This is a genomic window from Streptomyces sp. NPDC050418 (assembly GCF_044458745.1).
Lineage (GTDB): Bacteria > Actinomycetota > Actinomycetes > Streptomycetales > Streptomycetaceae > Streptomyces.
On the sequence record NZ_JBITIG010000005.1, the window covers coordinates 526,179 to 546,392 of the forward strand.

Here is a 20,214-nt window from a genome sequence, read left to right on the forward strand (position 1 = left end):
GGGCGCCAAATCAGCCCAGTTGGGGATCGACCACCCATTCGCCGCGGCGCATCACGCCGACGACCGCGTACCCGCCGTCGAGCACCACGAGGTCCGCCCACTTGCCGGGCTCCAGCGAGCCCACCTCGTCGTACGCGCCGATCAGCTTCGCGGGGTTGGCCGAGATGGCCCGTACGACGTCCTCGATGGGAAGACGGTCGATGGTGACCGCGCGCTTGAAGGCGCGGTCGAGGGTGAGCGTCGAGCCGGCGATGGAGCCCTCGGAGCCGTCCTCGGTGACCAGGCGCGCGACGGAGTCCTTCACCTCGACGGCGAGCGGGCCGAGCATGTACCGGCCGTCGCCGAACCCGGCCGCGTCCATCGCGTCCGTGATGAAGGCGACGCGCGCGGCGCCCGCGTGGTGGAAGGCCATCTCCAGGGACGCGGGGTGCAGATGCGTGCCGTCGTTGATCAGCTCGACGGTGACCCGCTCGTCCTCCAGGAGCGCCACGATCGGACCCGGCAGGCGGTGGCCGATCGCGGGCATCGCGTTGTAGAGGTGTGTGGCGACGGTGGCGCCCGCGTCGATGGCTTCCTTCGTCTGCTCGTACGTGGCGTCGGTGTGGCCGACCGCCGCGATCACACCGTGCTCGGCGAGCAGCCGTACGGAGTCGATGCCGCCGGGGAGTTCGGTGGCGAGCGTGACCATGCGGGCCTGGCCGCGCGCGGCGTCGAGCAGCTTGCGCACGTCCGCCGGGTCGGGGTCGCGAAGCAGCGACTCGTCGTGGGCGCCCTTGCGGCACGGCGAGATGAACGGGCCCTCGAAGTGGATGCCCGCGATCTCGCCCTGCTCGGCCAGCTCGGAGAGCAGTCCGGCGCGCTGCGCGAGGAAGTCCATGTCGCCGGTGACGGTGGAGGCCACCAGGGTCGTGGTGCCGTGCTCGCGGTGGGTGCGCACGCCCTTGAGCACGTCGTCCACGGTGCCGGACGTGAAGGACGCGCCGCCGCCGCCGTGGTTGTGGATGTCCACGAAACCGGGGACCACCCAGTGACCGGACAGGTCGGCGGCCGGGGCGTCCTGCTCGGCGGAGCCGGCGATCCGGCCCGCGTCGTCGATGATGACCCGGCCGTCGGTGACGGTTCCGGTGGGCAGCACCACCCGGGCGCCGGTGAGTACCTTGCGTGCGGCCATCAGGTGGTTACCTCCGGGGTGGACTGCGTCGTGGGCTTCGTCGTGTCGCGTACGGGGGTGTCGGTGGCGGGTGGGCCGGCGGCGGGTCCGTCGCCGGTGGTCGCCTCGGCCGCCAGGAGGTCCCAGGCGAGGAGTCCCGCGCCCAGGCAGCCCGCGGTGTCGCCGAGGGCCGCGGGGACGATCGTCGGCATCGACTCGAACATGAGCCGCCGCTCGATGGCCGCCCGCAGCGGTGTGAACAAGGTTTCCCCGGCTTCGGCCAGTCCGCCACCGATGATCAGTGTGCGGGGGTCGAGCAGGGTGATCGCGGTGACGAGGCCGTCGGCGAGGCCGTCGATGGCGTTCTGCCAGACCTCGGCCGCCCGCGGGTCGCCGGATTCCACGGCCTTCGCGCAGTCGGCGGCGTCCGCGTCGGGGTCGCCGCTCGCCTCGGCCCACGCCTTCGTCACGGCCGAGGCGCTGGCGAGCCGCTCCAGACAGCCACGGCGGCCGCAGCCGCAGGGGGGTCCGTCCGGGCGTACGACGATGTGGCCGATCTCGCCCGCGCTGCCGTGCGCGCCGGGCTCGATGACGCCGTCGATGCCGATGGCGCCGGCGATCCCGGTGCCGAGCGGCAGGAAGAGGAACCGGTCGGCGCCCCGGCCCGCCCCGATCCGGCCCTCGGCGAGCCCGCCCGTACGGACATCGTGGCCGAGCGCGACGGGGAGGGAGAGGCGGTCCTGGAGGAGGTCCCTGAGCGGGACGTTCTCCCAGCCGAGGTTCGCGGCGAAGACCGCGACGCCGCGTTCGGCGTCCACGATCCCGGGGATTGCCACGCCCGCGGCCTCGGCGGTCCTTCCGTACTGCTGCTCGCCGTGCGCGCGCAGATCGGCGGCGAAGTCGAGGATCGACGCGATCACCGCGTCGGCGCCTCGCTCGCGTCCGGTGCGGCGACGCGCCTCGTGCAGCAGGCTGCCGTCCGCCCCGACCAGGGCGGCTTTCATTCCGGTGCCGCCCACGTCCAGGGCGATGACATGTCTCACGGGGACAGTGTGGCGCGTCCCCCCAGGAAAGGTCTAGTCCACTTCGGACCCAGTTACGGGGACCTTGTCCCCATAACGTAAAGAAAGTAAAGGGGAGTGGAACCCCCGGGCGCCCGACTGCGTTAGGTCCAGTGACGGTAGCTTCGTGACAGCACGGAGCACCGCACATCCAATGGGAAAGGGACCTCCATGGCTGTAAGCCTGTCCAAGGGCGGCAATGTCTCGCTGACCAAGGAGGCGCCGGGACTGACCGCCGTCACCGTGGGCCTCGGCTGGGATGTCCGCACCACCACCGGCACCGACTTCGACCTCGACGCCTCGGCCATCGCGGTCAAGGCCGACGGCAAGGTCTTCTCGGACGCCCACTTCGTCTTCTTCAACAACAAGGCGACGCCGGACCAGTCCATCGTGCACACCGGCGACAACCGCTCCGGTGAGGGCGCGGGCGACGACGAGGCGATCAACGTCAACCTGGCGGCCCTGCCGGCCGAGGTCGACAAGATCGTCTTCCCGGTCTCGATCTACGACGCGGAGTCCCGCTCGCAGAACTTCGGCCAGGTCCGCAACGCGTACATCCGCATCGTGAACCAGGCCGGCGGCACCGAGATCGCGCGCTACGACCTCTCCGAGGACGCGGCCACCGAGACCGCCATGGTCTTCGGCGAGCTCTACCGCAATGGCGCGGAGTGGAAGTTCCGCGCCGTGGGCCAGGGCTACGCCTCGGGTCTCGCGGGCATCGCGCAGGACTTCGGCGTCAACCTCTGACGCGGCTTCCGCCGACGGACATGACGCGGCCCCCGGCTTCCCGCCGGGGGCCGCGTCGCGTCACGCGTCAGGAGGCCGCCGACACCGAGGGCCCGGGGTCCACGACGTCGAGGTCCTCGCGGCGGATCCGGTCACGGCCCCACTCGCCGAGCGGCAGCAGCGCCTCGTTGAGCGTCTCGCCCGCCTCGGTCATCGAGTACTCCACCCGCGGCGGCACCTCCGCGTAGACCGTGCGGTGCACGAGGCCGTCCTCTTCCATCTGGCGCAGATGCTGTGCCAGCATCTTCTCGCTCACGCCCGGGATGGCGCGGCGCAGTTCGGCGAAGCGCCGTACGCCGTGGACGTGCAGCTCCCAGAGCACGAGCCCCTTCCACTTGCCGCTGATGACATCGAGCGCGGCATCGATGCCGCAGATGTACGGGCCTACGCGCGGCGCCTTCGCCATGGATTCCCCTCACTCACCAAAAGGTAAGTACCGCAGTAATTAGTGCGTACTTCCGTCTGCTTCGCACGTTGACCAGCATGGTCGTCATGCCAGAGACAACGTCTGCGTCAACGTCCGCATCCTCCCCCGAAATTTCCGGTGTCACCCTGCTCGGCCTCGGCGCCATGGGCAGCGCACTCGCCGCCGCGCTGCTCGACGCCGGCCGCAGCGTCACCGTGTGGAACCGTACCGCGGGACGCGCCGCCGACCTGGTCGCCGGGGGCGCCACCGCCGCGGCCACGGTCCGCGAGGCCGTGACCGCCCACCCGGTGGTCGTCGTCTGCCTCCTCGACGACGCCTCGGTCCGTGAGACCCTCGGCCCCGTCCTCGCCGAGCTGCGCGGCCGCACGGTCCTCAACGTCACCACCACGACGCCCAACGAGTCCCGCGCGCTGGCCCGTTGGGCCACCGAGCACGGCATCGACTACCTCGACGGCGCGATCATGGCCGTCCCCGCGATGATCGGCGCCCGCACGGGCCAGATCTTCTACAGCGGCTCGCGGACCGCGTACGACCGCCTGCTGCCGACGCTCGACCTCTGGGCGACCAGCGAGTTCCACGGCACCGACGCCGGTCTGGCCGCGCTGGTCGACCTGGCGATGCTGTCGGGGATGTACCAGATGTTCGCGGGCTTCTTCCACGGCGCGGCGATGGCCGCCAAGTCCGGGATGAGCGCCACCGAGTTCGCCGCGCGGCAGTCCCCGTTCCTCGCCGCGATGGCCCATGAGCTCGGCGGTTTCGCCAAGGTCGTCGACGGCGGCGACTACTCCGTGCCCGGTCAGCAGAGCCTCGACTTCTCCGACCTGTCGCACATCGTGCGGGCCAGCCAGGAGGAGGGCGTGAACCCCGCGCCGATCGCCGCCGTCCAGGCGCTGATCGTCCGTCAGACCGCCGCGGGCCACGGAGCCGAGGGCTTCGCCCGCATCTACGAGAGCGTCCGCGCGACGCCCGCCACCACCACTGTCACCAGCACCACCACCGAAGGAGCCTGAACATGAGCGCCGCCGCCAAGTCCCCGCTGCCGTCCGTCACGTTGATCGGTCTGGGCCCGATGGGCCAGGCCATGGTCAGCACGCTGCTCGCCGCCGGTCACCCGGTCACCGTCTGGAACCGCACGCCGAGCCGCGCGGCCGCCGTCGTGGCCGAGGGCGCCACCCTGGCCGCCACGCCCGCCGAGGCCCTCGCCGCGAGCGAGCTGGTGATCCTCAGCCTCACCGACTACCAGGCGATGTACGACATCCTCGACGACGCCACCGCCGGTCTGTCCGGCCGCACCCTCGTCAACCTCAGCTCGGACACCCCCGACCGCGCCCGCGAGGCCGCGGAGTGGGCCGCCCTGCACGGGGCGCGCTTCGTGACCGGCGGTGTGATGACGCCCGCGCCGATGGTCGGCACCGAGGCCGCGTACGTCTACTACAGCGGTCCGGCCGACGCCTTCGAGCCGCACCGCGCGGCCCTCGCCCTCCTCGGCGGCCCTCGCTTCCTCGGCGAGGACCCGGGCCTGGCCCAGCTGATGTACCAGGCCCAGCTGGACGTCTTCCTGACGACCCTGTCCTCCCTGCTGCACGCCACGGCGCTGCTCGGCGAGGGCGGCATCAGCGCGACGGAGGCGTTCCCGGAGCTGCTGCCGATGGTGTCGAGCATCCCGGCGATGCTCTCCGCGGGCAGCGGCAATGTCGGCGCGCAGCTCGACGCGGGCGAGCACCCGGGCGAGCTCAGCACGGTGACGATGATGGGCGCGACCGCCGACCACATCGTCGCCACGAGCACGACGCTCGGTGTGGACACCACCCTGCCGAAGGCGGTCCAGGGGCACTACGCCCGCGCCATCGCGGACGGGTACGGCAAGGACAACTGGACCCGCATCATCGACGGGATCCGGGCTCCCCGGACGACCGCGTAGGTCATCCCGCCCGGCCGCGCGGGCCGTCTCGCACGGCCGCGCGGCCCGTTGGACGACCACGGGGGTCTTGTCGTACAGCCGCACAAAACCCTCCGGCTCGTACGCTGGCCGCATGATCCTGGACCAGTTGACCCCCGTGGAAGGCGCGCTCCCCGGTGCTCTGCTCACCGAGATCACCGGGTTGTACGCCGCCAACCAGTACTTCTTCTCCCTCAGCGGCGACTTTCCCGACCCCGACGACATCCGGGTCGAGCAGGTCGCCGTCGAGCTGGCGCGGGAGCTGAAGAACCCCGGGAGCGAGGTGCTGCTCGCGCGCAGCCAGGGGCAGTTGGTCGGGATCGCGGTGACGCTCGCGCACCACCCCGATCCGGCCGATCCCGACCCGTGGATCGGCCTCCTGATGGTGGCGCCCCAACGGCAGGGATACGGACGGCAGTTGGCGTCGCTCGTCGAGGAGCGGTTCCGGGCGGCGGGGCACGCGGGGGTCAAGCTGGCCGTGCTGGAGAACAATCCGCGGGCGATGGCGTTCTGGTCGGCGCTCGGCTATCTGGTGATCGGCCGGCGCGTCGACCGTGCGCAGGGGCGTCCTTGCGCGGTGCTGCGCAAGGAGCTGTAGGCGGCCGGTCAGGGCTGCTCGGGGATCGTCGGACCTCAGGGGTTCTCCGGCTTTCCGTCCCCGTACAGCCACGGCTCCCACACCGCGTCCAGGTTCTTCCCGGCGCGCTTCTCCGCGTACGCCGTGAAGTCCGCCGTGTCCGCGTTGCCGTGGCGGTGCTCGGCGGCCCAGCCCTTGACCAGGGCGAAGAAGTCCTCGTCGCCGAGGGTCTCGCGGAGCTTGTGGAGGACCATCGCGCCGCGGACGTAGACCGGCGCGTCCGAGATGACGGAGGCGTCGGTGGGCTTCGCGGGCGGGTAGGACCAGATCTCGTCGTCGGCATCCGTGGCGTAGGCGGCGTCGAAGGACTCCTGGGCGGTGTCGCCGCCCTCGTCCTCCTCCCAGAGCCACTCCGCGTACGTGGCGAAGCCCTCGTTGAGCCACATGTCCTGCCAGGACTTGGGTGTGACGGAGTTGCCGTACCACTGGTGGGCGAGTTCGTGGACGACGAGTTCGGTCTCCGGGGTGCCCGGGTAGACGGGCTTGGTCTGGGTCTCCAGGGCGTAGCCCGCGGCGCCGTCGGGGGCGACGATCGCGCCGACGGAGGAGAACGGGTAGGGGCCGAAGTACCGCTCGGACCACGTGATGATCCCGGGGATCCGGGCGAGGACCTCCTCGCTCGCCTCGGCCTCGGCGGGGTCCACGGCCGTGAGGACGGGCAGGCCCTCCCGCGTCTTCGAGGACTCGGTCTCGTACGGGCCGATCGCGACCGTCGCCAGATAGCTCGCCATGGGTTCGCCGCTGTGCCAGGCGAAGGCGGTGCGGCCGTCGGCGGTCTTCCGCGACCTCAGCTCACCGTTCGAGACCGCCTCGAGCCCCTCGGGCACGGTGACCGTGATGTCGTACGCGGCCTTGTCGCTCGGGTGGTGGTTGCCGGGGAACCAGGCCTTGGAGCCGGCCGGTTCGCCGAGGGCGAGCGCGCCGTCGTCGGTGCGCAGCCAGCCCTCCTCGGAGCCGTCGTCGTCGGTGATCGTCTTCGGGGCGCCGGAGTAGCGGACCGTCGTGACGAAGGCGGACCCCTCGGGGAGCTCGTCGACGGGGCGGACGGTGAGCTCGTCGGCGGCGCGGTTGAAGCGGGCCGCCCGGCCCTCCACGGAGACGGACTCGACGCGGAGGCCCGCGAGGTCGAGGTTGAAGGCGCTCAGGTCCTTGGTGGCCTCGGCCGTGATCACGGTCTCGCCCGTGAGGCGGTGCTTCCCGGGGTCGTACGAGAGAGAGATCCGGTAGTGCGAGACGTCGTAGCCGCCGTTGCCGAGAAGCCGGAAGTACGGATCGCGCAGACCGGGTGCTCCCGGGGTGCCCTGCACACCTGAGCCGGCGCAGGCCGCGAGCAGCAGCCCGGACACAACGGCGCCCACGGCCTGACGGGCCGCGGGAGCGGGTGCTGCCGGACGGTGGGGGCGGGGGCCGCGAGAGCGGGGGCCGTGGGGCATCCAGCGATCATATGAGGGGGTTTGGGTCCTGCGGGGGTGGGCGAGGGGTGCCGCGTCAAGTGCGGCACCCCTCCACACCCCAACCTGCGTTCGTGCGCGCTTACTTGTTGAGCGCGGCCACGCCGGCCTGGGCGATCTTCTCGTCGATGTCGCCGGACGGGGCGCCGGCCACACCGATGCCCGCGATCGGGCCGCCCTTGGCGGCGACAGGGGCGCCGCCGCCGAGGAACAGGGTGCCCGGGATGTCCTTCAGGGTCGGGGCGTTCTCAAGACGCTTGACCAGCTCGGAGGTCGGGGCGTTCCAGGAGACGGCCGTGAAGGCCTTCTTCTCGGCGGCCTCGTACGACTGCGGGCCCGCACCGTCGCCACGCATGGTGAGGATGGTGTTGCCGTTGCGGTCGACGACCGCGACGGAGACGCGCTGGTTCTGCTTCTTCGCCTCGTCCAGCGCGGCGTCCGCGGCCTTGGCGGCGGCCTCGATGGTGAGGTGGTTCGTCTGCATGACGTTCTTGTTGGCGGCGTTGCCCGGCTTGGCGGCCGGGGTCGCGGCGGTCGCGGAGACGGCGCCGAAGGTGCCGGCGGCGATCGTGGCGGCGACGGCGGTGCCGGTCAGAACACGGGTGCGCAGCGAAAGCTTCTTCATGGTGAGCTCCTGGGAGTCGGGGTGTGTGACCCGGTGAGAGTCGGTGTCGGACTCGGTGGCCCGCTCTGGTATCCATCGTGCGGCCGCAACCCGGTCCGGTTCGTCGACGTACCGGCTGCCGTCGGCGCGCGGTACGGCGTACGCCTCCGTCAACCGATCGGTTGATGCGGGACCGGGACTTTCGGGCCACCATGGGACCGTCAGAAAAGGAGTCGACGTGCGAAACGAGCAGGTCAGGGGCGATGATCCGGACGCCGGCTGGCTCGCGCGGATCATGCACATCACGTTCTTCGCGCTGCTCGGCGCCTCCCTCGCGCGGTATCTGATCCGTCATCCGGGAGACCCGCAGACGCCCTGGGTCATCGCCTGCAGCGTCGTGCTCGCCCTGCTGTACGTCCTCGGGCCCACGCTCTCCGCCCGCCCCACGCCGCGCTGGCTGCTCTGGCTGGGCGCGGTCGTCGGCAGCTGGGTCGTCCTGGTGCTCCTCGCCCCGAGCTTCACGTGGTGCGCGGTGCCGCTGCTCTACACCGGCCTTCGCGCCCTTCCCGTACGGCATGCGCTGGCCCTCGTCGGTGTCCTGACCGCGTTCGTGGTGGTCGCGCAGCTCAGACTGTCCAGCGGCTTCGACCCGAACCTGCTGGTCGCCCCGCCCGCCGTCGCGGCCCTCGCGGTCGCCGTCTTCGTGCACATGCGGCGCCAGAGCGAACGGATCGCCGCGATCGAACGCCGCGAGGGCACGCTCGCCGAACGGCAGCGGCTCGCCATGGAGATCCACGACTCCCTCGCGCAGGGCCTGTCCTCGCAGCGGATGCTGCTGCAGGCCGCGGACCGCGTCTGGGAGACGGATCCGGCCAAGGCCCGTACCCATGTGCATACGGCGGCCTCGTTCGCCGAGCGCAATCTCGCCGAGGCCCGGCGCTTCGTGCACGACCTCGCCCCGGCCGACCTCGCCGAGGGCGGCGGGCTCGCGGCCGCGCTGCAGGGCGTCGCCGAACGGTCGAGCACCGAGACGCTCTCCGTGCGCTGCCGGGTCGACGGGCCGCCGCGGCCGCTGCCCGACCGGGTGGAGTCCGCCCTCCTGCGGATCGCGCAGGGCGCGCTGGCCAACATCACCGAGCACTCCGGCGCCTCGGCGGCCGCGCTCACCCTGACCTTCCTCGATGACCAGGTGGTCCTCGACATCGCGGACAACGGCCGCGGTTTCGACCCGGCCGCCGTCACCCCCACCGGGGTGCGCGGCCATGGACTTCCCGCGATCCGCGCGCGCGCCGGCCAGCTCGGCGGCATCCTTACCGTCGAGTCCGCGCCCGGCGAGGGCACCGTCCTGTCCGCCGCCATCCCCCTGGAGCACCGCCCATGACACCTCCCGCCGCCGGTACGCCCTCCGCCGAGGGCACGCCCGTCCGCGTCCTGCTCTGCGACGACCACGTGGTGGTCCGCGCCGGGCTGCTCGCGCTGCTCGACAGCGCGCCCCGTATCGAGGTCGTCGGCGAGGCCGGCAGCGGCGAGGAGGCCGTGGCGCTCGCCGAGAAGCTGCGGCCCGACGTGGTCCTCATGGACCTGCAGCTCGGCGCGGGCATCGACGGCGTCGAGGCGACCCGGCGGATCGCGCCGACCGGGGTCCACGTGCTGGTCCTGACCACGTACGACACGGACGCCGACATCACGCGGGCGATCGGGGCGGGGGCGACGGGCTATCTCCTGAAGGCGGAGCGGCCCGAGGAGCTGTTCGCCGCGATCCACGCCGCGGCTCAGGGCCGTACGACGCTGTCGCCGCCGGTGGCGAGCCGGGTGATGGCCCGGATGCGCAGCCCCCAGCCGACGCTAACGGACCGCGAACTGGAGATCCTGGAGCAGCTGGCCCAGGGCCTCGGCAACCGCGACATCGCCCGCGCGCTGTTCATCAGCGAGGCCACGGTCAAGACCCACCTGGGCCGCATCTACGACAAGCTCGGCGTGGACACGCGGGCCGGCGCGGTGGCGGTGGCGAAGGAGCAGCGGCTTCTGGGGTAGTCCCTCGGTCCGGGGCCGGACGGGGCTGAGCTCCCGGGCGGGTGGCCACCTCAGGGCGGGCACGGCAGGAGCGAGGCCCGGGCCGCTTCTCCGGCGGGGGCCCGGGGGCGTCAGCCCCCGGAACCACTCACCGCCGCGGAGCGGCGGAGCAGGGTGCGGGGACGGCCCCGTACAGCCCGGCCATGACACCATCACCTGGTGCTCGACATCGGCTACGCCCTCTCCACCCGCTTCCCCGACCCCCCGCAGACCGACTACCGGCGCGCGGACGTGCGGACGCTGCGGCATGACCTGTTCTGCGGGGACGTCTATCTCGCGGACACGGACAAGGACGAGGAGTTGTCCACAGCCTGGGGATGGGTGCCCGTGCTGGACTTCGCCTGGGCGCTCTGCGACATCGTCGAGCGGCTCGACGAGGACCCGCTGGGCGGCCGCGCCGCCCGCCCCCAGTACGCGGAGCTGGACTTCACCGAGTCCAGCGACCGCATGCTCTTCGAGCGCCGCTTCGGCTGGGTGGACATCGAGGCGGAGTGGCTGCCGGGCGGCACCCCGCCGCTGAACTTCTCGTACACCGTCCTGCGCCGCGAGGCCCGCGACTTCCTGCAGGACGTGGTGGCCGACCTGGTGGACCTGCACGAGGACCTCGGCGAGAACCCGGCGATCTGGGACCTGCTGTCCCGCTTTCCCCGGGTCTAGGCCGTGTCCGTCAGGGGCTAATGCCCCCAAGCCCCCTCAAGACTCCACCCGGACCCCGATCGCCGCCGCGAAGACCGGTGCCAGGTCCAGGAGTTGGGACGGCGAGATCGTCGCCCCCGCGAGGCGCTCGACACCGCGGGCGATCTCCAGCTCGCCGCAGCGGCGCAGATCGACGTCCTTCATGGTCACGCCCGTGAAGTCGGCGGCCTTCAGCGTGCAGTCGACGAACTCGACCCGCTCCAGGACCGCCCCGCCGAAATCCGGCTCGGCGAGCACGACGCCCTCGAAGACGACGTCCCGCAGCCGGGCCTTGCGCAGATTCAGGTAGTCGATCTTCCCGCCCCGGATCACAACCCGTTCGAGCACGGCCCCGTGCAGCTGGACCCCGCCCATGCGCGCGTCGAGCACCTCCACGTCCCGCAGCGAGGCCTCGGCGAGGTCGGTGCCCACGCCCCGTACGCCCGAGAGGCGGGTGTCGATCAGGCGCGCGTGCTGGAGTGCGGCCTCGTCCAGGGCGCACTCCTCGACGAGGCAGTCCATGAACCGCGCACCCCGCGCGTCCTGCCCCGCGAAGTCCAGGCCGCGCAGCCGCAGCCCGTCGTAATCCCCGTCCGGTTCGAGACCCCCGTACTCGAACTCGGCCAGGGCGGGCAGCCGGAGCGCGGGCCGCCGGGCCCCGGTCGTCGCCTTGCGTGCCGTCGTCGCTTTACGTGCCATGCCGCCATGGTGTCCCACGGCACTGACAACGCCCGCGAACCAACGAGCTACTGCCCCACACGCCCGTCCACGCACTCCCGCAGCAGATCCGCGTGGCCGCAGTGGCGGGCGTACTCCTCGATGCGGTGGACCATGAGCTCGCGGACCGCGATCCGGTCCTTGCCGACGCGCTGCCCGAGGTCGGGGAAGGCGGCCAGGGCCTGGTCCATGGCGGCCTGTTCGCGCTCCAGGTCCGCGTACGAGGCGTCGATGACCGCCTGGTCCGCGACCGCACCGTCGAAGTCCGCGTCCCGCACCCCGTACAGCTTCGGCAGCGGCTCCCCCTCACCGACCCAGTTCCGCCAGTCCCGCTCGACCTCGGCGAGATGGCGTACGAGGCCGAGCAGGGACATCGTCGACGGCGGCACGGAGCGGCGGGCCAGTTGTTCCGGGGTGAGGCCCTCGCACTTCAGGCGCAGGGTGAGGCGGTAGTCCTCGAGGAAATCGAGCAGCGTGGGCAGCTCGCCGTCGGGGCTCTCGCCGTCGCGGTTGCGGGGGTCGTCGTCCGGGTCGACCCACATGTCCGGGTAGACGGTGGACCCGGTCCAACGCTCAGGCCGGTCGCCGGAGTTGCTCGACGTGCCGGAATTGCGCGACTCGCCGGATACGGGCGCCGCGGACGCTTCGGAGGTGTCACTCATGCGCGCCATCGTGCGCGACGCGCCCGCCGCGGCGCCATGCCTTTACGGCTCGAGCACGACCTTCCCGACCGTCCCCCGCTCCTGCAGCGCCCGGTGCGCCGCGGCCGCCTGCGCGAGGGGGAAGCGGGTCACCGCCGGGCGCAGGACGCCCTCGGCGGCGAGGGCCAGGGCGCGGGTCTCCAGGGTGCGGACGGGGTTGTCGCCGCCCGCCCGCTGCATCATCGCGGGGCCGAGCGCGACGACCGACTCCACGCCCCGTGCTGCCAGTTCCCCGTCCGCGAACTCGATCGGCCCGCCGTCGAGCCCGGATTCGGTCCAGCCGAAGACGACGTGCAGCCCGCCTTCGCCGAGCAGTCCGACCGCGGCGCGCCCCGTCCCGCCGCCCACGCCGTCGAAGACGACGGTCGCGGGCCGGTCCGCGCCGCAGAACTCCCGTACGGCATCCGGCCATCGGGGATCGCTGTAGTCGACGGCGAGGTCGGCCCCGTTCGCCTTCACTAGATCGGTCTTACGGGACCCTCCGGCCAGCCCGATGACGGTCGCGCCGCGGTCCTTCGCGTACTGCACGAGGAACGTGCCGAGTCCGCCCGCGGCGGCGGGGATCAGGACCACGGAGCCCTCGCCCAGGTCGGCGAACTGGACGATGCCCATCGCGGTGCGTCCCGTACCGATGAGGGCGACGGCCTCGGCGGCGTCGAGACCGTCCGGGATGTCCTGCAGCCGTGCAACGTCCACGACCGCCGACTCGGCGTAGCCGCCGGGCGCGAAGCCGAGGTGCGCGACGACGCGCCGGCCCACCAGCTCCGCCGGGGCCCCGGCCCCGACGGCGTCCACGACCCCCGCGACCTCGCGGCCCGGGATCGTCGGCAGCTCGACCGGGGCGGGGGCGGGCCCCTGGATCCCCTCGCGCAGGGCGGTGTCGAGGAGGTGCACCCCGGCGGCCGCCACCTCGATCCGCACCTGGCCTTCGCCGGGCTCCGGGGCGTCGATCTCCTCGTACGTGAGGTTCTCGGCGGGGCCGAAGGTGTGGAGGCGGATGGCGTGCATGGGTTCCCCCTGGGATCGGGACTGGAGCGGGACTGAGAACGGGACTGGGTTCGGCTGGTGCTGCACCCCACCTTTCAACCTCAACCATGATTGAGGTCAAGCCTTCCGTGAACCCGCTCTCCGCTCACGCCACCCGCAACCCCCGCACCCCCACCCACCGCAGCGCCAGCGTCGCCGCCTCCAGGCCGCTCGTGAAGGAGACCTCCGAGAGGACGCCGGGGGCCGCGACCTGGTCGCCGGCCAGGTAGACGCCGTCGCCGCGGTCGACCGCCGGGCGGTCGCGCCAGGTGGTGCCGGGGGCGTCGACCGCTCCCGTGCGGCCCGCGGCCAGGGCCTCGCGGCGCCAGGTGACGCGCTCGCGCCAGGCCGGGAAGCCCAGGTCGAGCAGGTGCTCCGCGCGGCCGATCGCGGCGGCGCGGGGCTCGTCGGGGGCGAGCGGCACCTGCGCCTGGATGAGCTGCTCGCCGCGCGGGGCCAGCGAACGGTCCTGGGCCGTGAAGCGCTCGACCCAGCCCGGCGCGTCGAGGTCCGAGACGATGAACGCGTCGCCGCGCCGCGTGCGCAGCCCCAGGTCGAGCAGGGCCGTACGGCCGCTGTCCCAGCACAGGGAGTCGTCGTCGAGGATGCGGCGGGCCGCGTCGAGCGAGGTGGCGACGATGACCGGTCCGTCCTCGGGGAGTTCGGCCACGCGCGAGCCCGTCTCGACGCGGACGCCCAGGTCCCAGGCGTGCGCGGCCATCCGGTCGATCACCGAGGACCAGCCGCCGCGCGGGTAGTGCGCCTCCGGGGGCAGCTTGGTCGAACGGCGCAGCCGCTCGTGCACGAAGCGCGCCGAGAGCCCGCCCGGGTCGTGGTGGAACAGCGCCACCGCCGCGTAGTGGGCCGCGGCCCTCGCCCCTTCCTCGCCGACCTCGCCGGTCGCCCAGCCGAGGAAGTCCATGTCCACCGGGGCCTGTTCGGGGGCGCGGCGCAGCAGCTTGAGCATCGCGAGAGGCGGGATGCGGCGCAGGGCGTCGCCATGCCGGAAGCGGAAGCGCGCGCCTTCGAGGGGCGGCACCGCGGCCATCGGCCCGAGCAGCCGGCGCTGCTTGAGCCACGCCCAGTGCGGGCCGCCGTTGTACAGCGCGTGCGGCCCCTCGTTCGTACGGAACTGGCCGGTGACGGTCGTACGGGCCCGGCCGCCGAGGGTGTGGTGCGCCTCGTGCACGACGACCTGCGCACCCGCCTCGGCGGCCGTGATCGCGGCGGTCAGTCCGGCGAAGCCGCCGCCGATGATGGTGATGCGGTTCCCCATGGCCTGCTCTCCCTGCGGTTCGGTTGCCTTCTTCCGTACCGACGGATGAGGGGGGCGGGAATGTGACATCGACACCGGACGGCACGTGCCGCGCTCCCCTCGCGGCCCTCCCGTACAAGATCCCAGGACAGGCACGATTAGCCCATTCGTGCTGTTCTGGAGGATATGACCGAGACCGAACGGACCACCGGACGCGGCCTTCAGTCCCCCGATCCCACCCGCTGGTGGGGCCTCGTCGTCATCGCGCTGGCGCAGCTGATGGTCGTGCTCGACGCGACGATCGTGAACATCGCGCTGCCCTCCGCGCAGGCCGACCTCGGCATGACCAACGGCAACCGCCAGTGGGTGATCACCGCGTACACGCTGGCCTTCGGCGGTCTGCTGCTGCTCGGCGGCCGGATCGCCGACCTGGTCGGCCGCAAACGGACCTTCATCATCGGCCTCGTCGGCTTCGCCGCCGCCTCCGCGCTCGGCGGTGCGGCGGGCAGCCCCGGGATGCTGTTCGGGGCCCGCGCGCTGCAGGGCGTCTTCGCCGCGGTGCTCTCACCGTCCGCCCTCTCGCTGCTCACGACGACGTTCACCGACCCCAGGGAACGCGGCAAGGCCTTCGGGATCTACGGCGCGATGGCGGGCGGCGGCTCCGCGATCGGGCTGCTCGCGGGCGGAGTCCTCACCGAGTACCTGAGCTGGCGCTGGTGCCTGTACGTGAACGTGCCGATCGCCGTGATCGCCGTCATCGGCGCGATGACCTTCCTGCACGACCGCGAGGGCCACCACGAGTCCAGGCTCGACGTGCCCGGCGTCCTGCTCGGCTGCGGCGGACTCGTCGCGCTCGTCTACGGCTTCAGCGAGGCCGAACCCAAGGGCTGGACCGACCCGTTGGTGCTCGGCCTGTTCGCCGCGGCCGTCGTCCTCCTGTCCACCTTCGTGTGGTGGCAGACGCGCGCCCCGAAACCCCTGCTCCCCCTGCACATCATCAAGGACCGCAACCGCGCGGGCTGCTTCCTCACGATGGGTCTCGCGACCATCGGCATGTTCGCGCTGTTCCTCTTCCTGACCTACTACATGCAGGGAATCCTGCACTACTCCCCCGTCAAGACGGGCCTGGCCTTCCTCCCGATGACCGCCGCGATCATCATCGGCTCGACCCAGATCTCGGCCCGGCTCCTGCACCACGTGGCACCCCGCACCCTGATGGTCCCGGGCATGCTCCTCGCCTCACTCGGCCTGCTGCTGCTCACCGGCCTGAACGTCGAGGGCGAGTACGCCACCCACGTCCTGCCCGGCATGCTCCTCACGGGCCTGGGCATGGGCCTCACGTTCATGCCGGTCTTCGCGACGGCGACCGCCGGCGTGGCCCCTCAGGACTCGGGCGTCACCTCGGCCACGGTCAACACGGCCCAGCAGGTGGGCGGCTCCATCGGCACAGCCCTCCTCAACACGATCGCCACCACGGCCACGACGACCTACGTCGCCTCCCACCTCCGCGACCCCGCCCAGAAGGCCCAAGTCACCGCGGAGGGCGTGGTGCACGGCTACACGGTCGCGATCTGGTGGGCGGTCGGCATCATGCTCCTGGCGGGCGTGGTCGCGGGCCTGATGGTGACGGCGAAGGCCCCGAAGCACCATGTGCCACAGGAGACGGAGACGGATCTCGGGGTGATGCCGCACTGACCCGCGGACCACCCCGCCCCGCACTCAGCCGCCCAGCGCCTTGAGCGCCTCGTCCGTCAGCCGGTACACCGTCCACTCGTCCTGCGGCCGCGCGCCCAGTGACTCGTAGAACGCGATCGACGGCGCGTTCCAGTCGAGGACCGACCACTCCAGGCGGGCGTAGCCGCGTTCCACGCAGATGCGGGCCAGTTCCGTGAGCAGGGCCTTGCCGTGGCCGCCGCCCCTCGCCTCGGGGCGGACGTAGAGGTCCTCCAGGTAGATGCCGTGGACTCCGCGCCACGTCGAGAAGTTGAGGAAATAGACGCAGAAGCCGGCGGGGCGGCCGTCGGTGTCCTCGGCGATGAGGGCGTACGCGGCGGGGTGGTCGCCGAAGAGGGCGGTGTGGAGTTGTTCCTCGGTGGCGTTGGCCTCGTCGAGGGCCTTCTCGTACTCGGCCAGTTCGCGGACCATCGCGTGGATGACCGGGATGTCGGCAGGGGTCGCGGTGCGGATCATGGGCGCACCGTAACCCGGCGGTCCAGGAGCAGCCGTCCGATGTCCAACTGCCGGGACTGGAAGTCGTTGTCGTGGAATTCGTCGTCCTCCAAGGACCACAGCGAGTTCTGCAGGACGCGCCCGAGCGTCCACGCCGCCGCGCGTTGGCGGTCGAGGCCGAGGCGGTCGGTCAGGAGGTCGAAGCGCCACAGGATGTCGGACGCGTCGTAGAGGTTGTCGAGCGCGGGCATCAGGTCGAAGCCCGGGTCGCCCGCGAGCGGTTTGGGGTCGATGGCGAGCCACGGCTCGCGGTCGGCGGCGAGGATGTTGTCGAAGTGCAGGTCCCAGTGCAGGAGCCGGTCGCCGGGTTCGTCCACCACGTCGCGCACCTGGGAGGCGCAGGCGAGGAGCAACCGGCGGTCGTCGTCAGGGAGTTCGCGTACGGCGTCGGGGGTCGCGGCGAGCATCCTCCGCGCGATCGAGTCCAGGGTGCGCAGGCCGGGCGGTGCGGGAAGCGCGGTGAGGCGGGCGAGGAGGTCCGCGAGGATGCGGGTGGCCTCGCGCGGGTCGTCGAGGGACGACAGGTGGCGGGTCTCGTCGAGCCGTTCGAGCAGCATGGTGTTGGTGGCGGCGTCGTGGTCGAGGAGATGGACGGCCCCGTCCCCGCCCCAGGCGCGCAGTCCGACGGGCTCGCCCTCGCTCTCCTCGTCGAGCAGCTGCAGCTTGAGCGCGGCCCGCGTGCCGTCGGCGCGCTCGACGGGCAGCACGAGCGAGGCCATCCCGTACATCGACGGGCCGGTGGGCCGCAGGTCCCAGCGCTCCAGGAACTCCGCCGCACGCCCCGGCAGCGCGTCGATGAACGCGCGGCCCGCCTCGCCGTTGTACTTGATCTGGGTGGTGGCCAGTTCCTCGGGGACCTCGATGTCGATCACTCTCCGAGCGTACGGAGGGAGGCCGCGTCCGTCGCGCCGATTACGTCCACCGGCGCCTCGCGGCTCACGACCCCGGCGCCTCGCGGATCACGCCCCCAGCGCCTCCAGGAACCCGTCCGCCGTGAACAGCCCCTCGCGCGTCTCCAGCTTCTTGCCGTCGATCAGGACCGCCGGCGTCCCGCGCTCACCGCTCGCCTCGAAGGCCTTCTCGGACTTCCGCACCCACTCCTTGTACGTCATGTCCTTCACCGCCTTGTCGAAGGCGGCCCCGCGCAGCCCCTTCACCTGGTCGGCGATCTTCAGAAGGTGCTCCGTGCCGTACGCGCCCGCCGAGCCCTCCTCGGGCTGGCTCGCGTACAGGGCCGCGTGGTACTCGGCGAACTTTCCCGCGTCCAGCGCGGCCCGCAGGGCGTTGGCAGCGCGGGTCGAGGCGCCTTCGCGGCCCTGGTCGAGGAAGGAGGCGACGGTGTACTCCGCCTTCGCCTTCCCGTCCCGTACGGCCTTCGCGAGACCTTCGCCGCCGCCCGTCTCGAACTTCGCGCAGTACGGGCACTGCGGGTCCAGGTACACGCGCACCGTGTGCGGTGCGTCCGCCTTGCCGACGACCACCGTGGTGCCGTCGGCCGCGAGCTTCGCGGGCAGGCCGGCGAAGAGGGCGGCATCGGCGGCCGGCCGGACGGCCGGAGCCGCGCCATCACCACCGCCGTCCGAGGAGCAGGCCACCGCGGACGCGCCGAGGAGCACGGCGGCGAAGACGGCGGCGCTTGCGCGGGCGTACCTGGGTACGGGCATGGTGCGGGCCTTCCGGGAGAGGGGCGTTCCCCGGGTAAGACCCCCCGCGGGCCCGCCCCGTTCGAAGGCCAAGGTCCCCTCTCCGGCGGCAAAGGTCCCCCGCCCTGCCGCCGTCCGTCCCTGATCGGCTACCTTCCCGGCCATGGACGCCTCAGCGAGCACCCGGGCCACCAGCGGCACCGTCAACGGCGGTATCTCCTTCTGGTACGCCGACCAGCCCCTGCCCGCCCCGCGCGAGCCCCTCGCCGGCGACACGAGCGCCGATGTCTGCATCGTGGGCGGCGGATACACAGGGCTGTGGACGGCGTACTACCTGAAGAAGGCCGCGCCCTTCCTGCGCATCACCGTCCTGGAGCAGAAGTTCTGCGGCTACGGCGCCTCGGGCCGCAACGGCGGCTGGCTCTACAACGGCATCGCGGGCCGCGACCGCTACGCGAAGCTGCACGGCAAGGAGGCCGCGGTCCGCCTCCAGGAGGCGATGAACACCACGGTCTCGGAGGTGGTGGAGGTGGCGGCCGCGGAGGGCATCGACGCGGACATCCATCGGGGCGGCGTGCTCGAAGTGGCGTACACACCCGCCCAGTTGACCCGCCTCAAGGCCTTCCACGAGGCCGAGCTCGCGTACGGCGAGAAGGACCGGCTGCTGCTCGGCGCGCGCGAGACCGCCGAGCGGATCCGGATCGCCGGGGCCGTCGGCTCCTCCTGGACCCCGCACGGCGCGCGCATCCACCCCGTCAAGCTGGTCACCGGGCTCGCCCGCGCCGTCGAGGAACTGGGCGTCACGATCCACGAGTCGACCCCGGTGACGGAGATCCGCCCCAAGCACGCCGTCACCCCGTACGGCACCGTCCGCGCCCCGTACGTCCTGCGCTGCACGGAAGGGTTCACGGCCGCCCTGAAGGGCGAGAAGCGTTCATGGCTCCCCATGAACTCCTCGATGATCGCGACCGAACCGCTCACCGACGAGCAGTGGGCGCAGGTCGGCTGGGAGGGCCGCGAGACGCTCGGCGACATGGCGCACGCGTACATGTACGCCCAGCGCACGGCGGACGGGCGGATCGCGCTCGGCGGGCGCGGGGTGCCGTACCGCTTCGGCTCGAAGACCGACAACGACGGCCGGACACAGGCAGCCACGGTCGAGGCCCTGCGCGAGATCCTGATCCGCTTCTTCCCGTCGCTGTCCGGCCTCCGCATCGACCACGCGTGGTCCGGCGTCCTCGGCGTCCCGCGCGACTGGTGCGCCACCGCCACCCTGGACCGTTCCACGGGCCTCGGCTGGGCGGGCGGCTACGTCGGCTCGGGCGTCGCGACGGCCAACCTCGCCGGCCGTACGTTGCGCGACCTGGTCCAGCAGGACTCGGGCCAGGCGGGCCCGACCGACCTCACCACGCTCCCCTGGGTCAACCACAAGGTCCGCAAGTGGGAGCCGGAGCCCGCGCGTTGGGTGGGCGTGCACGGCCTGTACGCGGTGTACCGGGCGGCGGACCGCCGCGAGGCATCATCCAACGCCGCCACGACGGACCGCCTCGCCCGGTGGGCGGACCGGCTGAGCGGACGGTAACCACTCAGCCCCTGCGGCGCTTGAGCAGATCCGAACGAAGTTCGGATGCTGGGTGGGGGGGGGGGGGGGGGGCCCCCCCCCCCCCCCCCCCCCCCCCCCCCCCCCCCCCCCCCCCCCCCCCCCCCCCCCCCCCCCCCCCCCCCCCCCCCCCCCCCCCCCCCCGCCCCCCCCCCCCCCCCCCCCCCCCCCCCCCCCCCCCCCCCCCCCCCCCCCCCCCCCCCCCCCCCCCCCCCCCCCCCCCCCCCCCCCCCCCCCCCC

The 20,214-nt window shown here is 72.5% G+C and carries 21 protein-coding genes; 9 read left to right on the top strand and 12 right to left on the bottom strand.

Annotated features, from left to right (window positions below):
• Positions 1 to 10: 10 nt before the first annotated feature.
• Both nagA and ACIBI4_RS15130 read right to left on the bottom strand, forming a co-directional pair.
• A complete protein-coding gene (gene nagA / locus ACIBI4_RS15125) occupies positions 11 to 1,171 on the bottom strand; it encodes an N-acetylglucosamine-6-phosphate deacetylase (protein ID WP_399204269.1) in 1,161 nt (386 codons plus the stop codon).
• Positions 1,171 to 2,193: an ROK family protein gene (locus tag ACIBI4_RS15130; protein WP_399204270.1), complete on the bottom strand. Its 1,023-nt coding sequence runs from the start codon at positions 2,191 to 2,193 to the stop codon at positions 1,171 to 1,173. The genes nagA and ACIBI4_RS15130 overlap by 1 nt, the downstream gene beginning before the upstream one ends.
• 189 nt (positions 2,194 to 2,382) lie before the next feature.
• Between ACIBI4_RS15130 and ACIBI4_RS15135 the strand changes: the two genes are divergently transcribed.
• Positions 2,383 to 2,958 carry a TerD family protein gene (locus ACIBI4_RS15135; RefSeq protein ID WP_399204271.1) on the top strand — a complete coding sequence of 192 codons (576 nt, stop codon included), beginning with the start codon at positions 2,383 to 2,385 and terminating at the stop codon, positions 2,956 to 2,958.
• 67 nt (positions 2,959 to 3,025) lie between these two features.
• Here ACIBI4_RS15135 and ACIBI4_RS15140 read toward each other — a convergent pair whose 3' ends face one another.
• Positions 3,026 to 3,403 carry a winged helix-turn-helix transcriptional regulator gene (locus ACIBI4_RS15140; protein WP_399204272.1) on the bottom strand — a complete coding sequence of 126 codons (378 nt, stop codon included), beginning with the start codon at positions 3,401 to 3,403 and terminating at the stop codon, positions 3,026 to 3,028.
• Positions 3,404 to 3,489: 86 nt separating this feature from the next.
• On the opposite strand from ACIBI4_RS15140, the gene ACIBI4_RS15145 reads away from it, so the two are divergent.
• From ACIBI4_RS15145 to ACIBI4_RS15155, 3 genes are all read left to right on the top strand, one after another.
• Positions 3,490 to 4,434 (top strand): NAD(P)-dependent oxidoreductase, encoded by a 945-nt coding sequence (locus tag ACIBI4_RS15145; protein ID WP_399204274.1) that lies wholly within the window; start codon positions 3,490 to 3,492, stop codon positions 4,432 to 4,434.
• Positions 4,435 to 4,436: 2 nt separating this feature from the next.
• A complete protein-coding gene (locus ACIBI4_RS15150) occupies positions 4,437 to 5,345 on the top strand; it encodes an NAD(P)-dependent oxidoreductase (RefSeq protein ID WP_399204275.1) in 909 nt (302 codons plus the stop codon).
• Between the two features lie 112 nt (positions 5,346 to 5,457).
• Positions 5,458 to 5,961, top strand: a complete 504-nt coding sequence (locus ACIBI4_RS15155; protein WP_399204276.1) for a GNAT family N-acetyltransferase — start codon at positions 5,458 to 5,460, stop codon at positions 5,959 to 5,961.
• 35 nt (positions 5,962 to 5,996) lie between these two features.
• Here ACIBI4_RS15155 and ACIBI4_RS15160 read toward each other — a convergent pair whose 3' ends face one another.
• Both ACIBI4_RS15160 and ACIBI4_RS15165 read right to left on the bottom strand, forming a co-directional pair.
• On the bottom strand, positions 5,997 to 7,433 hold the full coding sequence (locus ACIBI4_RS15160) for a M1 family metallopeptidase (protein WP_399204277.1): 1,437 nt from the start codon (positions 7,431 to 7,433) through the stop codon (positions 5,997 to 5,999).
• Positions 7,434 to 7,533: 100 nt separating this feature from the next.
• Positions 7,534 to 8,076 (bottom strand): heme-binding protein, encoded by a 543-nt coding sequence (locus ACIBI4_RS15165; protein WP_399204278.1) that lies wholly within the window; start codon positions 8,074 to 8,076, stop codon positions 7,534 to 7,536.
• A gap of 217 nt (positions 8,077 to 8,293) precedes the next feature.
• Between ACIBI4_RS15165 and ACIBI4_RS15170 the strand changes: the two genes are divergently transcribed.
• The 3 genes from ACIBI4_RS15170 to ACIBI4_RS15180 all read left to right on the top strand — a co-directional run bounded on the left by ACIBI4_RS15170 (position 8,294) and on the right by ACIBI4_RS15180 (position 10,785).
• Complete coding sequence (locus ACIBI4_RS15170) at positions 8,294 to 9,436, top strand: sensor histidine kinase (protein WP_399204279.1); 1,143 nt, start codon at positions 8,294 to 8,296, stop codon at positions 9,434 to 9,436.
• On the top strand, positions 9,433 to 10,089 hold the full coding sequence (locus tag ACIBI4_RS15175) for a response regulator (RefSeq protein WP_399204280.1): 657 nt from the start codon (positions 9,433 to 9,435) through the stop codon (positions 10,087 to 10,089). The genes ACIBI4_RS15170 and ACIBI4_RS15175 overlap by 4 nt, the downstream gene beginning before the upstream one ends.
• A 198-nt stretch (positions 10,090 to 10,287) precedes the next feature.
• Entirely contained in the window at positions 10,288 to 10,785 is a 498-nt protein-coding gene (locus ACIBI4_RS15180) for a hypothetical protein (protein ID WP_399204281.1), read from the top strand.
• A gap of 36 nt (positions 10,786 to 10,821) precedes the next feature.
• Here the strand turns inward: ACIBI4_RS15180 and ACIBI4_RS15185 are convergent, their stop codons facing one another.
• The 4 genes from ACIBI4_RS15185 to ACIBI4_RS15200 form a co-directional block, all read right to left on the bottom strand.
• Positions 10,822 to 11,502: a pentapeptide repeat-containing protein gene (locus tag ACIBI4_RS15185; RefSeq protein ID WP_399204282.1), complete on the bottom strand. Its 681-nt coding sequence runs from the start codon at positions 11,500 to 11,502 to the stop codon at positions 10,822 to 10,824.
• 47 nt (positions 11,503 to 11,549) lie between these two features.
• A complete protein-coding gene (locus ACIBI4_RS15190) occupies positions 11,550 to 12,062 on the bottom strand; it encodes a DinB family protein (protein ID WP_399204325.1) in 513 nt (170 codons plus the stop codon).
• Positions 12,063 to 12,224: 162 nt separating this feature from the next.
• The gene (locus tag ACIBI4_RS15195; protein ID WP_399204284.1) at positions 12,225 to 13,229 is read right to left on the bottom strand and encodes a zinc-binding dehydrogenase; all 1,005 of its coding nucleotides are present in this window, start codon (positions 13,227 to 13,229) and stop codon (positions 12,225 to 12,227) included.
• A 124-nt stretch (positions 13,230 to 13,353) separates the two neighbouring features.
• Positions 13,354 to 14,523 carry an FAD-dependent oxidoreductase gene (locus ACIBI4_RS15200; RefSeq protein ID WP_399204285.1) on the bottom strand — a complete coding sequence of 390 codons (1,170 nt, stop codon included), beginning with the start codon at positions 14,521 to 14,523 and terminating at the stop codon, positions 13,354 to 13,356.
• A 165-nt stretch (positions 14,524 to 14,688) separates the two neighbouring features.
• Here ACIBI4_RS15200 and ACIBI4_RS15205 point away from each other — a divergent pair, with 165 nt between their 5' ends.
• Complete coding sequence (locus ACIBI4_RS15205; RefSeq protein WP_399204286.1) at positions 14,689 to 16,197, top strand: MFS transporter; 1,509 nt, start codon at positions 14,689 to 14,691, stop codon at positions 16,195 to 16,197.
• A 24-nt stretch (positions 16,198 to 16,221) separates the two neighbouring features.
• On the opposite strand, the gene ACIBI4_RS15210 is transcribed toward ACIBI4_RS15205, so the two are convergent.
• The 3 genes from ACIBI4_RS15210 to ACIBI4_RS15220 form a co-directional block, all read right to left on the bottom strand.
• Complete coding sequence (locus ACIBI4_RS15210; protein ID WP_399204288.1) at positions 16,222 to 16,692, bottom strand: GNAT family N-acetyltransferase; 471 nt, start codon at positions 16,690 to 16,692, stop codon at positions 16,222 to 16,224.
• Positions 16,689 to 17,603: an aminoglycoside phosphotransferase family protein gene (locus ACIBI4_RS15215; protein ID WP_399204289.1), complete on the bottom strand. Its 915-nt coding sequence runs from the start codon at positions 17,601 to 17,603 to the stop codon at positions 16,689 to 16,691. The genes ACIBI4_RS15210 and ACIBI4_RS15215 overlap by 4 nt, the downstream gene beginning before the upstream one ends.
• An 87-nt stretch (positions 17,604 to 17,690) precedes the next feature.
• Positions 17,691 to 18,395 carry a thioredoxin domain-containing protein gene (locus tag ACIBI4_RS15220; RefSeq protein WP_399204290.1) on the bottom strand — a complete coding sequence of 235 codons (705 nt, stop codon included), beginning with the start codon at positions 18,393 to 18,395 and terminating at the stop codon, positions 17,691 to 17,693.
• Between the two features lie 142 nt (positions 18,396 to 18,537).
• Between ACIBI4_RS15220 and ACIBI4_RS15225 the strand changes: the two genes are divergently transcribed.
• On the top strand, positions 18,538 to 19,956 hold the full coding sequence (locus ACIBI4_RS15225) for an NAD(P)/FAD-dependent oxidoreductase (RefSeq protein ID WP_399204291.1): 1,419 nt from the start codon (positions 18,538 to 18,540) through the stop codon (positions 19,954 to 19,956).
• The last annotated feature ends 258 nt before the right edge of the window (positions 19,957 to 20,214 follow it).